Genomic DNA, 14,572 nt, shown 5'->3' with positions numbered 1-14,572 from the left:
CGTCGTTGGGCATCGGTAAGGATCGATGCCCAAGTTTGAAATGTTAGTTTGGTGAAAACTATGAAATCTTACTCAATTTTATCTAGTCGCTTCTTTTACCCTTTGAATTTGCTGATCCACATCGGATAAATGTCCGCTTTTCACCCAAATTTTAGCCCTTACCTCATCTGTTTTTAGAGATAATGGATAACCTATAGGGGCACGTAACCAAGTATGTTTTACCAATGTATCCTGCTGTTCTTTCACGCTACCTTGTAAAATAAATAGTTCTGCTCCGCCTTCGGGATAAATTTCAAGAAAGGTGTTTGGTAGAAGATCAATAACACAGACCTGTTCGTGTTTATCTTCAAAAAGGGGGGTAACTGATACGCCTTTTTTGCTGGTGTGAGGTAAAGACTCCAACTCATTAATATTTAACCGCACAGGCGTTCTATCCTCAGGTTGAAATTGCCACAATTTAACTAGAATGACACACCCCGCCTCTGAGCCCGGAGTATGGCTAGATTGAGGTGGATTGCGGACATATGAGCCTACTGGATAGTCACCATGTTCGTCTTGAAATACCCCCTCAAGCACTATAAATTCTTCTCCACCTGCATGTGCATGTGCTGAAAAATGACTGCCCGGTGCATAGCGCACAACTGTAGTCGCCCGTGCCACTTCGTTTCCCACTCGGTCTAATGGTCTTCTTGCCACACCGGGCATAGGTGAGTCAGCCCATAGCATAGTGGCACTATGCTTTACTTCTCGTCGACTAAAATCAGCAGCAATCTTCATATACATTCTCTAAGTTAGTTAGCAAACACTCGGACCTAAAGCTACTCTCACTGGCTATACTTTTAGACTTGTCATTTTAAGTGGGGGCAATATGTTCAAAACCTGTAAAGTAATCTAGGCAACAGTCAATATATTATCCGCTACAAATCAATTTCGCCTAAGATGCTATCAAAATAACGTTATTCGATTATGGCACTATCTGTATACAGTTATTCGATAAAGACGGACCTAATTTAAAACACAGAAATCCTACTGAAAAAGAGTCAATACCACATAAAAGGTGATGCTTGATATGGATGACATCTCAAGGCGTGGAACACTCATAATACTTAGCGATACATTGGCATCACTTAAACGAAAAAAGCGCCTCAATTGGCGCTTTTGAACATCATTAGAAAACCTAGGCTTTTGTTGGTGATGTCTCTATAGATCTGGTCTCGTTTCGTTTGAAAAGTTTTCCAAATAAGCCAAAGAGCCATACAAATTTGGCTTTAAGGTCTTCTAGTATCATATACAAACAAGGCACTAATATCAGAGTCACAAATGTGGCGTAAAGTATGGCAAAACCTAGAGCGACTGCCATTGGTATAACAATTTTAGCTTGGGTGCTGGTTTCAAACATAATGGGTAAAACACCCACAAAAGTAGTAATTGAGGTTAACGTGATAGCCCTAAAACGAGCGCACCCAGCTTCTGTAACGGCAGCTAATATAGCATGCCCCTGTTTTCTTCTTTGATTAATAAAGTCTGTCATCACCAAACTGTCGTTAATGACTACCCCTGCCGCTGCAATCAATCCAAACAGAGATAATATGCTTAAATCTATGTCGAAGATAAAATGTCCCCATATCGCTCCAGTTAAACTGAAGGGGATGACTGACATAATGATTAACGGTTGACCATAACTTTTTAAGGGTATAGCCAGTAATATATAAATCATTAATAAACCGGCAATCAAGAATGTGACAAACTCACTTTCTTGAGCTTGCTCTTCTTCAATAGACCCACCTAATTCAGATTTTACGCCGGGGAAATTAGATTTTAGTTGTGGCAACAGGTTTTCTTCTACTTGTTTAATAATAGTATTAGGCTCCACCACTTCTTCGTCAATTGACCCATATATATAAACACTTCTGTAACCTTCTTCTCGACGTATATAGTTAATACCCGGTGTTTCCGTTAGCGTGACTACGTCGCCAAGCATGACTTCTTGGCCTTGGGGGGTGGTAATGACTGCATATTTTAATTCGGAAAAACGTTCACGGGTAAGTTTAGGATAGCGCACCATCACCCTGACTTCTTCTCCGTCACGGATTATCCTTTGAGCTTCGCCGCCAAAAAAGCTAGCACCAACTTGATTGGCGATGTTGGATAAGTCTAAGCCTAAATCATAAGCAACAGGTAACAAATCGATTTGAATTTCTTTACTGGCTGGGTCGATGCTTGAGCTGATGTCAAATAACCCTTCTTGCTGTTGTAACATAGAGATGAATTCACGTCCGGCAGCATTTAGTAATTCAATGTCTGCGCCAAACAGCATGAAACCAAATTCACCATCACCACCACCACCACCACCTCCTCCACCCATGAGATTATCCTGAATGGTAATAGACTTCATACCCGGAATAACAGGCATATCTGCGCGCCATCTTCGGGCTAGCTCAAACGCATCAAAGTGTCGTTTTTCTTCGTCTACTAAAGACACTAAAATTCGCCCTGCAGTACGACCCTGGTTAAACACCATAATGTCTTTCATTAAACTGCTACCATATTCAGTCACAATATTTTCATCCACATCATAAACCATAGCTTCTATAGTTTTGAGCGCGTTTAATGTTGTTTCGTCAGAGACATTATCATTCATTTTAATATTGATGCCGGGGAAATCGCTGGCGACTTTTGGCGTCAGAACTGTTCTGACGTAATCCCCTTGAATTAAACCAGTACTCAATACCAAAATCGCTATAAAAGTAGCAAATACGAACCAGCGCCATTCAATACAACGAGTGATAAAATTTTTGTAGGGGCCGTTTACAAACCCAAAAAAACGTTTATTAAATCGTGCACGCCAACTCGTTTCTTTGATTGGCGTAAATTTCATGTGGGCCAAATGGGCAGGTAAAATCCACTTAGACTCGATCAAACTAAAGACCAAACATAAAATCACTATTATTGAGATATTAGTAAAAAATGCGGCTTGTGGACCTGATGCAAATAAAGTCGGAGTAAATACAGCAATGGTGGTCAACACGCCAAAGGTAGCAGGTGTGGCGACTTTTTTGGCGCCCCGAACCACGCTTTCTACGCCCCCCCCTTTTTCTTCAATTTCGGTATAAGCGGCTTCGCCTATTACAATAGCGTCGTCAACTACTATGCCCAGAACCATAATAAAAGCGAATAAAGATAAAACATTAATGGTTACACCGAATACTGGCATCATCATTATGGCGCCTAGGAAACACACAGGCAGGCCCAACATCACCCAAAATGCTAATCTGAAGCGTAAGAATATAGTTAGCATCAAAGCCACTAAAAGCGCACCTTGAAACAAATTTTTGAGCATCATGTCCAGACGTGAATTCAAATAAAACGTCATGTCCACCAAAATTTTTAATTCAAGGCCTTGAGGCAACGTTTTGTTGCGTGCTTCTACGTAGGATTGCACCGACTCAGCAATGGGCACAGTGCTTTGATCTTTGGTGGCTTTGACGTCCAGAGACATAGCATTGACGCCAGAATATTTAAAATATCGCTCACCTTCGGTAAAACCATCTTTAATATCTGCAACATCTTCAAGTAATACTTTGCTACCGTTTTTACCAATTTTGACGGGTATCTTTCTAAATTCATCGCCACTGTAGAGCTGGTTTTCTACTCTCACAGCAACAATGCCTGAATCTGTTCGTAACTGTCCTGCGGAGATATCGGTAGAAAAACGTCTGATCGCTTGGGTTACATCGGCAATAGATAAATTATATTTACGTAATGTTTCCGGATTAATTTCTATGGCAATTTCATCATCAGGCGCCTCTAATTCGACCAAAGATACGTTTTGCAGTGCCCTCAATTCATCTTCAATTTGTTTAGCAAGAGGCTTCAACTCATTGATGGGCAGGTCACCTACTAGAGCCATTGCAATCACGTCTTGCTGAAATTCAATTTGAGATATATTAGGAGGTTCCATGTCAGCAGGAAAGTTAGCAATACTATCTATTCTAGCTTTCACTTTATCTAACACCTCAGACAAGTCTTTACCAGGGTCTATCTCTAGTGAAATTGAACCGCTACCGCGCCGGACTCGGGAAGTACTTTCTTTAATCTCAGTAATATCTTTGAGTGCTTCCTCCATTTTAATGATAATGCTTTGTTCAATCTCTTGGGGCGAAGCACCCCGATAAACGGCACTAACATTGATGTAATTAATTTCAAAATTAGGAAACATTTGTCTTTGAATGGTTTTATAACTCCACAGCCCCATAATAATAATAAACATCATCATTAAGTTGGCGGCAACAGAATTGTTGGCAAAAAAAGCAATTAAACCTGTTTGTTTTGGCTCTACAAGGATATTTTCATTTTTACTGGACATAGTTAAAACCTTATAGTGATTGCTTTATTACTAAATCTTCAGCAGGCTCAGCAATTTTCACTTTCATGCCTTTTTGTGGGTATTCAGGTAAGGTCAAAATCAATGTGTCTTGATTGTTTAGGCCTTCACTAATTAAAAAGTAAGCACCTTCTTCACGCAAGATTTCAACTCGTTGAGGCTGCATTTCTTGGTTTTCATCTAACAACCAAATGATTCTATTGTTAACTAATTCTTGGGGTAAACGATATACCTGGTTTAGCGTTCTTCCGGCAAAACTCACTTCCACATAATGACCAAACTTTAATACTGGAAGAGAAGACTTTAAAGCGTATGGGTCTTCTATTCTCACTACTAGCTGACTCATACGGGTACTTTGGTCAATAATGCCTAAATCACGGCTCACAATACCCTTACGAACAATAGTGTTGTATCCTTTGGTGCTAATAGTGGCTATTTGTTGGGTTATGTCAGTGGGTAAAAATTCTCTGTCAAAACCTGCAATAGGAAAAGAGACTTCTGCAGTTTCAATATTATAAAGCTCACCTACTTGAGACCCCTTATTCACGTATTGTCCAACACCCAAATCACGGCTGATAACTAAAGCGTCGTATGGCGCTTTGATGGCACAATTATCTAAGTCGCGTTGGGCTATTTTTAATCTTGATTGAGATGATTTTACAGAGGCTTGGGCACCTAACATTTGTGGTTTACGTAAATATAAGTCAGATACCTTCCTTCCCTTTGCTTCACGTTTTGCGACAACTGCTTTAGCTTGTTCTTCAATGAGGTTTGCCTTAGCCAAACTAAGGTCAGCTTCGGCTTGCAATAAGGCCGCTTCATAAGTGTCAAGTTCAATGGTAAACAGGGTGTCACCACGCAAAACTAAACCGCCAGGCACGAAGTTAGGATGCCATGTGAGTACTTCGCCGGATACTTGGGCAGAAATCATGGTACTTTCTAAAGGACTTACTTCCCCGTAGCTCGTTATTCTAACTTGGTAATCTTCAGCTATGGCTGTTTCAATTTTTACCGTGGGACGAACGTCTACGGGCTCTTTATCTACATCTTTTTCGCCAGAAGCCTTTATAGCACTCATGCCACCAAAACCTATCGCCAGTATTACTAAGGGTAATATTCCTTTAAACCACTTCTGTTTCATTCTGCTTTTCCTCAACTGCAATTTCATTCTTAATAATAACTGACAAAAACCAAGATACCATAAGTTCATTTGTAAAAATGTGTGATTTTATCCCGACATTTTATGAAAGTGTCACACGCTGTAGTGTATAAAAAATACTGGATTGATTATAGTGACTAATTACTGAATTATTTAACAATGAAGAGACCTATGAAACGTTGTGCATTTTTATCCATGGACAGTCTAGAAGACTTTTTTGCTTACGACCAAATGTTATTTGAACCATTGAAAGCGGTGGGTTGGTTAGCTGAAGAAGTGTCCTGGCGAAAAATGGATGTTGATTGGAATGTATACGATGTGGTGGTGGTCCGCACAACGTGGGATTATCAGGATGATGTTGAGGCGTTTATGGCATGTTTGCAACGCATTCAAGCCTCGTCAGCTCAATTACAAAATGGCTTGAAAATTGTCGAATGGAATATTAGTAAACGCTATTTAAGTGATTTACAAAACCAAGGTATCAATATTGTGCCTACACTTTGGTTTAAGGCTTTTGTGTTGACTGAATTGCAGGCCGGATTCAGTCATTTTGATACATCAGAAATAGTTCTAAAACCCTTGGTTAGTGCTAACGCAGACCATACCTATAGATTGACGCCAGAAAACCTAAAAGTTCAAGCTGACGGACTAAAAGACGTTTTTGCTCACCGTGAATTTATGCTACAGCCATTTTTACCTGGAATTGTAGATGAAGGTGAGTACTCACTGTTTTATTTTGCTGGGCATTATAGCCACAGTATTTTAAAACAGCCCAGAGCAGGTGATTTTCGAGTACAAGAAGAACATGGTGGGCAACTCAAATCCATTCAACCAAACGAAGAGATGCTGACGACTGCAAGACACTGCTTAGCGGCGTTACCTGCAGATGTTTTGTATGCCAGGATAGACTTAGTGCGACACAAAAATGAGTTTGCGGTAATGGAAATAGAGCTGATTGAGCCTTCGTTATATTTCAATATGGACCCCGAGTCTCCGCAACGTTTTGTCGATGCCTTCATAGACATGATATAAATATCTATCAATAAAAAACATCTTGTTGGCGTATGGATTATGTTATTTTTTGTTAGATAAGTTGAGGTTAAGGAGTGTCTGTTGGCGTTAGAATTACAAAATGTCAGTTTGCTAGTGGAAGAGCAATCTTACCTCAACGACGTTTCTCTTAAATTTGAAGCGGGATCTTTCAATGTACTATTAGGCCGGACATTGGCTGGAAAGACATCTCTGCTTAGAGTGCTTGCTGGTTTAGATAAACCCAGTCGCGGACGGGTATTTTATAACGATCAGAATGTAACAGGTGTTGCCGTTCAAAAACGTGGTCTGTCCATGGTGTATCAGCAGTTTATTAATTATCCTCATTTGACTGTGTGGGAAAACATTGCCTCTCCTTTACAGCTTGCAAAAGTATCCTCTGGCGAAATAAACAAACGCGTAAAAAAGATTTCCGAAATGTTGCATATTGGAGAATATATGCAACGTCTGCCGTTGGAGCTTTCGGGAGGTCAGCAACAACGTTGTGCTATGGCCAGAGCATTGGTGAAAGATGCAGGTATAATATTGTTCGACGAACCGTTGGTGAATTTAGATTACAAACTTAGAGAAGAGCTTCGAAGTGAATTAAAAGCCCTATTTAAAACCCGAGAAACCATTGCTATTTATGCCACAACCGAGGCCCATGAAGCCTTGGCTTTGGGTGGCACCACAACTTTACTCCACCAAGGACGAGTATTGCAGACTGGCGGGGCGCAACAACAGTTTGCTAAGCCAATAAATTTGTTTGCCGCTGACTTATACAATGAGCCACCTTTAAACGTTTTTTCTGCCTACGTGAGCAATGGCGTACTGCAAATTCAAAACCCGATTAATTTGGCGAGTACCGCACATTTAGCGGATTTGCCAAACGGTCAGTATCAGTTTGCAATCCGCCCTAATCATATTGCTTTGCACACAATCAGTGCCACGAATATTGCCTTAAAAACTAAAGTTGCATTAGCTGAAATTAGCGCCTCTGAAACCTACTTACATGTCAAAACTAGTGTCGATTCAGAGCAAATAAGCTTGAGCTGGATTGTGCATATACTGTCGATTATGAGCTTTCGCACCGGCAGTGATCTTGACATTTTTTTACCCTTAGAAGATCTTTTTGTGTTTGACATAGAAGGTAACGCCATTCGCTGGCCAGCCACACATTCTGTGACGGTATTGTAATGGCCACAATTACACTCAAAGGTTTGGCTCATAGTTATTTGGCACAGCCCCGTAATGTACAAATGCACCCTCAAGATTATGCTATTCAAGCCATAGACCATGTGTGGAAACAAGGGGGGGCTTATGCGTTGTTGGGCCCTTCTGGTTGCGGCAAGTCGACACTGCTAAATATAATGTCAGGTTTGCTCAGTCCGTCTGAAGGCGAAGTATTATTTGACGACCGAGTAGTAAACACTCTTAGTCCTGAAAAACGCAATATTGCTCAGGTGTTTCAATTTCCAGTTGTGTACGATGCCATGACAGTGGCAGGAAACTTGGCGTTTCCCCTTAAAAATATAAAGATGCCCAAAGCGCAAATAAACATCAAGGTGCGGGAAATTGCCGACTTGTTGGAACTGACAGACTTCCTTGATAAAAAAGCTAAAAACTTAAGTGCGGATCAGAAACAAAAGGTATCAATGGCAAGAGGCCTGGTGCGTGAAAATGTATCTGCCATATTGTTTGACGAGCCTCTTACTGTGATTGATCCCAATCTAAAGTGGAAGTTAAGACGCAAGCTCAAACAAATCCACGAGCAGTTAAATATCACCATGCTGTACGTCACACATGATCAGCTAGAAGCTGCCACTTTTGCTGATGAAATAGCCCTGATGTACCAAGGAAAAATTGTGCAGTTTGGTAGCCCACAAGCATTATTTGAGCAGCCCAATCACACTTTTGTTGGATATTTTATTGGTAGCCCTGGCATGAATTTTATTCCGATTGAAAAGAGTGGTGAGGGAGTGTGTTATCAGGACATTTACTTGGCTATCAGCGAATTACAGCAAGCTGCTTTGCAATTCAGTCATTCGGCTAATCTTAAACTAGGTATTCGGCCAGAATTTATTGAGTTGAGTGAAACGTCTACACCTAATAGTTTTGCTGCTAATGTTTTATCAGTGCAACATCTAGGTAGTTATCAACTTGTGCTAGTAGACTTTGCAGGACTAGAACTCCAAGTGCGTGTGCCAGAAAAAATGCAGTTTACTGGTACTAACGTGTATTTGGTTTTCCCTAGCCAATGGTTAAAACTGTATATAGATGAGTATTTGGTGGGTGAGCCCGTTCTTGAAAACGGGCATGAAACACAGTGGGAAAGTAAGCGCGAAGACAAGGGTGACAACCATGAATAAGATACCCAACAACAAAGCGTGGTGGTTAGTGTTGCCGATGTTTTTGCTGGTGGCATTTTCGGCTATTATTCCCCTGATGACAGTGGTGAATTATTCACTACAAGATATTTTTGACCAAAACACTGTTTATTTCGTGGGGGTTGAGTGGTACCAAGAAACGTTACGTAACACACGTTTACATGATTCTTTATTGCGTCAGTTTGGTTTTTCGTTTTCAGTACTCATTATTGAAATTCCCCTGGGTATTGCTGTGGCACTAATGATGCCTACGCGCGGTTGGCAAGCATCTGCTGTGCTTATTTTATTGGCCTTGCCATTGCTTATTCCATGGAATGTAGTGGGCACCATTTGGCAAGTCTTTGCTCGGGGTGACATAGGCTTATTTGGCTGGACCTTAAACAATTTGGGCATTGATTATAACTACACCTCTAACCCCTTAGATGCTTGGTTAACGGTGTTATTAATGGATGTATGGCATTGGACCTCGCTGGTAGCCTTGTTATGTTATTCAGGGCTACGGGCTATCCCTGATGCTTATTATCAAGCGGCTAAAATAGACCGCGCCTCACCTTGGGCAGTGTTTCGTTATATCCAGTTACCACGCTTAAAAAATGTGTTGGTGATAGGCGTGTTGTTGCGCTTTATGGACAGTTTTATGATTTACACTGAACCCTTTGTGTTAACTGGTGGCGGCCCAGGCACCTCTACCACCTTCTTAAGTCAAACCCTTACCCAGATGGCCATAGGTCAGTTTGATATTGGTCCCGCTGCGGCATTTTCTCTGGTGTATTTCTTAATTGTGTTGCTGGTGTCTTGGGTATTTTTTACCACTATCACACATATGGAAAGATCTGATAATGGCAACAAACATGATAAGTAAACGCAACTTAGGCATGCTCATGTATCTCATCTTTGTACTGCTGCCTATTTATTGGTTGTTAAATATGTCGTTTAAAACCAATGATGAAATCTTGGGGCAGTTAACATTATGGCCAACAGACTTTACGCTTAATAACTACATCACCATCTTTACTGATGCTAGCTGGTATATGGGATATGTGAATTCCATGACATACGTGGCAATGAATTTGGTGATCACCTTGCTGGTGTCACTACCAGCGGCATATGCCTTTAGCCGTTACAAATTTGTGGGTGATAAACATTTGTTTTTTTGGTTGTTGAGTAACCGTATGGCGCCACCCGCAGTGTTTCTATTGCCGTTTTTTCAATTGTATTCATCAGTAGGGCTTTTCGACACACACCTAGCGGTAGCGTTAGCACACTGTTTGTTTACTATCCCCTTAGCGGTATGGATTTTGGAAGGTTTTATGTCTGGTGTACCTCGGGAAATTGACGAAACTGCCTATATAGACGGTTACAGTTTTGGGCGCTTTTTTATCAAAATATTTATCCCGATGATCCGCTCTGGCATCGGTGTCACCGCCTTTTTTACCTTTATGTTTTCTTGGGTAGAACTATTGTTGGCACGCACGTTAACGTCGGTCGATGCCAAGCCCATTTCTGCGATTATGACACGCACTGTTGGCGCTGCAGGAATCGATTGGGGGGTGTTAGCTGCTGCCGGGGTGCTGACTATTTTACCGGGCATATTGGTTATTTGGTTTGTGCGTAACCATGTTGCCAAAGGGTTTGCTTTGGGGAGGGTATAAATGAATTTTCATCTAAAATACAGAGAAAAAACATGTTGAGCTGGATGGCATGGACTATGCCCAGTGCTTTGTTTTTTCTTGGTATTGCCAGTTTATTGTTGGTCATGACTGTTTTGGAAATCCGTAAGCCATGTGTTGAACGCAAAGGTTGGCTGCCTATATCCACTACTCGTGGTGACAGATTATTTATCGGTCTATTAAGCAGTGCATTTGTGCACTTACTTTTTTTGGGCTTAACTGATGTAACTTTGTGGGTAGCCTTGGGTATTTCGGTATTACTTATGGCGACTTTACTTCGCTGGGGTTGACCTCAGTGTTATCGTTTATTCAATCTATGTATTGCCACTAAGCTGGTCAATCGTAAAAATGGAATCTAGGGGATAGTATGCAAAAAAAAATACAACTAGCCAGTTTGATGTTAACCATTGGCATATCAGTGCAACCTGTTAAGGCCGATGAAGATGCGGCAAAGCGTTGGTTAAAGAGTGAATTTACTGACTCTACCTTGACTCAAGACCAGCAGTTACTGGAGATGCGTTGGTTTATCGAGGCATCTAAACCTTTTGCCGGTATGAGCATCAATGTTGCTTCAGAGACTATCGCGACGCATGAATACGAAGCCAAGGTATTAGCCAAGGCATTCAGTGAAATTACCGGCATCAATATTACTCATGATTTGATCCAAGAGGGTGATGTAGTCGAAAAACTTCAGACCCAAATGCAATCGGGTCGAAATATTTATGATGCTTACGTGAATGATTCTGACTTAATTGGTACCCATTTTCGTTACGGAAAAGTAGTGCCTATATCCGATATGATAGCCGGTGATGGCAAAGACTTCACTTTGCCCACGTTAGACTTAGATGACTTTATTGGTTTAAGTTTTACCACAGGCCCAGATGGAAAAATCTATCAGCTACCCAGCCAACAATTTGCCAACCTGTATTGGTTTAGAGCCGATTGGTTTGAGCGTGAAGATCTAAAAAGTAGATTCAAAGAAATATATGGGTATGAATTAGGCGTGCCAGTTAATTGGTCTGCCTACGAAGATATAGCTGAGTTCTTTAGTGAAAAAGTCAAAGTGCTTGATGGTCAGCCTGTTTATGGTCATATGGATTACGGTAAAAAAGACCCATCCCTTGGGTGGAGATTCACCGATGCATGGTTTTCAATGGCGGGTGCAGGCGATGTAGGCATACCTAACGGATTACCAGTAGATGAATGGGGTATTCGCGTAGAAGGCTGCCAACCTGTAGGCTCTAGTGTATCCAGAGGCGGCGCCACCAATGGTCCTGCCGCCGTGTATGCCACCCAAAAATATGTGGATTGGTTACGCCAATACGCACCGCCAGAAGCACAGGGCATGACCTTTTCTGAATCAGGCCCAGTACCGGCACAAGGTGCGATTGCGCAACAAATTTTTTGGTACACCGCCTTCACTGCCAGTATGAATGTGCCAGGGTTACCGGTAGTGAATGCCGACGGCACACCTAAGTGGCGTATGGCGCCTTCTCCTAAAGGACCTTATTGGGAAGAAGGTATGAAACTGGGCTACCAAGACACAGGTGCTTGGACCTTCTTAAATTCAACACCAGCCAAACGTCGTTTGGCCGCTTGGTTGTATGCACAATTTACTGTTTCTAAAACGGTATCGCTGAAAAAGACTTTAATCGGTTTAACGCCATTCCGTGAGTCGGATATTAACTCACAACAAATGACCGATGTGGCGCCAATGCTGGGTGGCTTAGTTGAGTTTTATCGCAGCCCAGCACGTAAACAGTGGACACCCACTGGCACTAACGTGCCAGATTATCCCAAACTCGCCCAACTATGGTGGAAGTATATTTCTGAAGTTGCCAGTGGTGAGAGTTCAGCACAAAAAGGCTTAGACGGGCTAGCCGCTGCCCAAGATAAAGTGATGCAACGATTGGAGCGAGCCAAGGTGCAAGGCGAGTGTGGTCCCAAATTGAATAAACCAAGAGACCCCGAATATTGGTTAGCGCAACCCGGCTCTCCAAAAGCCAAATTGGCCAATGAAAAACCCCAAGGCCAGACAGTAGCTTATGAGCAACTTTTGAAAAGTTGGCAGGGAGAGTAACAATACTACTTAAGAACAGAGCATTTTGATGCTCAGTTCTTATTTACCTAGATGACTTATCTAGTGTGAGAGGGTCTAATGCTTACTAGGGCTGATATAAGCGAGGAAAGACAAACAACACAAGCCTAAATAACGATTCAAATCCCAACACTTCAATGAGGGTGGCGAGTCTCATCTGCGAACCCAGTAAATCAAATAATCTTGTCAAATTCTGACTAAATCAGAGGGCCATTGATAAGAAAAAAATAGGTTTACTGCCTCATAAGTATGAAATTCAGTCGCTCAAAGGTGGGGCGATTTGCTGTTATTAACAGGTATCTTATTTTGGATGTTCTGGTATTTTTTATCACGCTTCAATCTGAGCTCTTACTTCATTAAAGTTGTTTTGATGATATTGATATTCTGCACATCAATCCCCGCGGGTATAAGTACCCGCGGGGATCCATCCAAGAATAGGATTACCGAGACAGTGGTTGCGTAATATCTTCGACAATATCTTTCCAGAACGGCCTGTTCGAAATAAAGTCGTCGGTCCATTCGTTGAGTAGTTCACCATTCGCATCCTGGCTATAAAACAGCGGGGATTGCAGCGCCGTGTGAGAAATGTCGCCATTTACGATGAAGCGTTTGTAACGATTCGGATGGGCTTCGTTCAGAATGCCATGTTCAGTAACAATAAGATCCCTAAAGCCCAACGGATCTGCAAGAAGATCCATGAAAAAGCGGTTAGTAAGATCCATATCCGTTTCTTAGAATGCTTCTCGTATTGTAGAGTCGTTGTCGAGGCGCCACATTATGAGAGGCGTGGTCTGCCCCAAGTCATCGCAATCGGTGCAACTCGCAGGATAAAACTGCCCAATTTGCCAGTCTGCAGCTCGTGCGTTAATGTCATCCGTAGCGTTCAGGTTGACCGTCACTGGCCCCGCATCGTTAAATACAATGAGATAAGTCTGGTTTCCATAGAGCACTCTCACCAGAAACGGCGCAAATCCGGTTGCCCCTACGCCGCCAGCACTGGAGCCTGCAACTGTGATCTTGCTGGCATTTGGGAATGTGGCTTTAGCTATGTCCATACCCGCCGTTTGATTACGCAAACCGCGGTGAAAGCGGACTACGGCAGTAGGCACTCCAATCGCCGGCCCAAAGGCTGGGTCGAATACGTCGTTGTCACCCGAAAAGACTGACCCGTCGCAGTAAGGCATGTAAACCACAGAGTAATCAGCAAACGGGTTATCTTTGGAATTGAAATCCCAGATCCCAACATCAGGTGCAGGGGGCTCCTGCGCCTCAGAAAGCACATTACAGTTGTAGAAGTCCTGCCAACAAGCACCTCCTCCTTGCTCTAAAATTAGTAGCTTAGAAGGAATTCCTGGTCTTGTGAATACAGAGTAGGGGGTGCCAGCGACGCAGATAGGCCCGTTACCTCCATAGGGGTCGAAGGTGTGTTTGGTCCACCCATCACCCACGTCCGTGGAGGATACAGGGGTATACTGACCAATATATTTATCCACTCCAGAATCATGCAGCTCCTCCATGGCTTCTTGATTTAGCCCCCGTGGGGCTTTACTTTTTGGGGCACTGCTAACACTCCCGGTGAGCACCGCTAAAGCATTACATTGATTATTAGTTTCATCTCTTTTTCCTTAATGAGTAAGAACTTTGCCAAAATACAACATATTTAGGCTAGTACATCTCATTGAGAAGTAAAGAACCGGTGAGTAACGACAGCCGTTTTATGGTGTAGCTTCAGAAAATTTACCGCGTCATATATGACTTGGTAAAACTGCAATTTTGTAGGATTAAAGCTGCGGTGGGAAATGAGCATTAATGGGGTCACATCAATAAGCTGCTTATTATGATATA

At 42.2% G+C, this 14,572-nt stretch carries 12 protein-coding genes; 7 read left to right on the top strand and 5 right to left on the bottom strand.

What is annotated here, in order from left to right:
- Window positions 1-78: 78 nt before the first annotated feature.
- The 3 genes from Q0Y52_RS03060 to Q0Y52_RS03050 all read right to left on the bottom strand — a co-directional run bounded on the left by Q0Y52_RS03060 (window position 79) and on the right by Q0Y52_RS03050 (window position 5,525).
- A complete protein-coding gene (locus Q0Y52_RS03060) occupies window positions 79-777 on the bottom strand; it encodes a cupin domain-containing protein (protein ID WP_297817811.1) in 699 nt (232 codons plus the stop codon).
- A 400-nt stretch (window positions 778-1,177) separates the two neighbouring features.
- The gene (locus Q0Y52_RS03055; protein WP_297817809.1) at window positions 1,178-4,366 is read right to left on the bottom strand and encodes an efflux RND transporter permease subunit; all 3,189 of its coding nucleotides are present in this window, start codon (window positions 4,364-4,366) and stop codon (window positions 1,178-1,180) included.
- A 10-nt stretch (window positions 4,367-4,376) separates the two neighbouring features.
- Window positions 4,377-5,525: an efflux RND transporter periplasmic adaptor subunit gene (locus Q0Y52_RS03050; protein WP_297817806.1), complete on the bottom strand. Its 1,149-nt coding sequence runs from the start codon at window positions 5,523-5,525 to the stop codon at window positions 4,377-4,379.
- Between the two features lie 189 nt (window positions 5,526-5,714).
- Between Q0Y52_RS03050 and Q0Y52_RS03045 the strand changes: the two genes are divergently transcribed.
- The 7 genes from Q0Y52_RS03045 to Q0Y52_RS03015 all read left to right on the top strand — a co-directional run bounded on the left by Q0Y52_RS03045 (window position 5,715) and on the right by Q0Y52_RS03015 (window position 12,709).
- On the top strand, window positions 5,715-6,575 hold the full coding sequence (locus Q0Y52_RS03045; RefSeq protein ID WP_297817804.1) for a hypothetical protein: 861 nt from the start codon (window positions 5,715-5,717) through the stop codon (window positions 6,573-6,575).
- An 81-nt stretch (window positions 6,576-6,656) separates the two neighbouring features.
- Window positions 6,657-7,769: an ABC transporter ATP-binding protein gene (locus Q0Y52_RS03040; protein ID WP_297817801.1), complete on the top strand. Its 1,113-nt coding sequence runs from the start codon at window positions 6,657-6,659 to the stop codon at window positions 7,767-7,769.
- Complete coding sequence (locus tag Q0Y52_RS03035; protein WP_297817798.1) at window positions 7,769-8,941, top strand: ABC transporter ATP-binding protein; 1,173 nt, start codon at window positions 7,769-7,771, stop codon at window positions 8,939-8,941. Before Q0Y52_RS03040 ends, Q0Y52_RS03035 begins: the two co-directional genes overlap by 1 nt.
- Window positions 8,934-9,821 (top strand): carbohydrate ABC transporter permease, encoded by an 888-nt coding sequence (locus tag Q0Y52_RS03030; RefSeq protein ID WP_297817796.1) that lies wholly within the window; start codon window positions 8,934-8,936, stop codon window positions 9,819-9,821. Before Q0Y52_RS03035 ends, Q0Y52_RS03030 begins: the two co-directional genes overlap by 8 nt.
- Window positions 9,814-10,611 (top strand): carbohydrate ABC transporter permease, encoded by a 798-nt coding sequence (locus Q0Y52_RS03025; RefSeq protein WP_366939230.1) that lies wholly within the window; start codon window positions 9,814-9,816, stop codon window positions 10,609-10,611. Before Q0Y52_RS03030 ends, Q0Y52_RS03025 begins: the two co-directional genes overlap by 8 nt.
- A gap of 32 nt (window positions 10,612-10,643) precedes the next feature.
- Window positions 10,644-10,919 (top strand): DUF2160 domain-containing protein, encoded by a 276-nt coding sequence (locus Q0Y52_RS03020; RefSeq protein ID WP_297817789.1) that lies wholly within the window; start codon window positions 10,644-10,646, stop codon window positions 10,917-10,919.
- A 77-nt stretch (window positions 10,920-10,996) separates the two neighbouring features.
- Window positions 10,997-12,709 (top strand): ABC transporter substrate-binding protein, encoded by a 1,713-nt coding sequence (locus tag Q0Y52_RS03015; protein WP_297817786.1) that lies wholly within the window; start codon window positions 10,997-10,999, stop codon window positions 12,707-12,709.
- A 458-nt stretch (window positions 12,710-13,167) separates the two neighbouring features.
- Here the strand turns inward: Q0Y52_RS03015 and Q0Y52_RS03010 are convergent, their stop codons facing one another.
- Together Q0Y52_RS03010 and Q0Y52_RS03005 are read right to left on the bottom strand one after the other, a co-directional pair.
- The gene (locus Q0Y52_RS03010; RefSeq protein ID WP_297817784.1) at window positions 13,168-13,449 is read right to left on the bottom strand and encodes a hypothetical protein; all 282 of its coding nucleotides are present in this window, start codon (window positions 13,447-13,449) and stop codon (window positions 13,168-13,170) included.
- Between the two features lie 9 nt (window positions 13,450-13,458).
- Window positions 13,459-14,310 (bottom strand): pectin acetylesterase-family hydrolase, encoded by an 852-nt coding sequence (locus Q0Y52_RS03005; protein ID WP_297817781.1) that lies wholly within the window; start codon window positions 14,308-14,310, stop codon window positions 13,459-13,461.
- Between the last annotated feature and the right edge of the window lie 262 nt (window positions 14,311-14,572).

The sequence above is a fragment of the uncultured Paraglaciecola sp. genome (assembly GCF_943787955.1).
In the GTDB taxonomy this organism is placed as follows: Bacteria; Pseudomonadota; Gammaproteobacteria; order Enterobacterales; family Alteromonadaceae; genus Paraglaciecola.
Note: the sequence above shows the minus strand (reverse complement) of the source record. Positions and strands in the feature narration are given on the sequence as shown.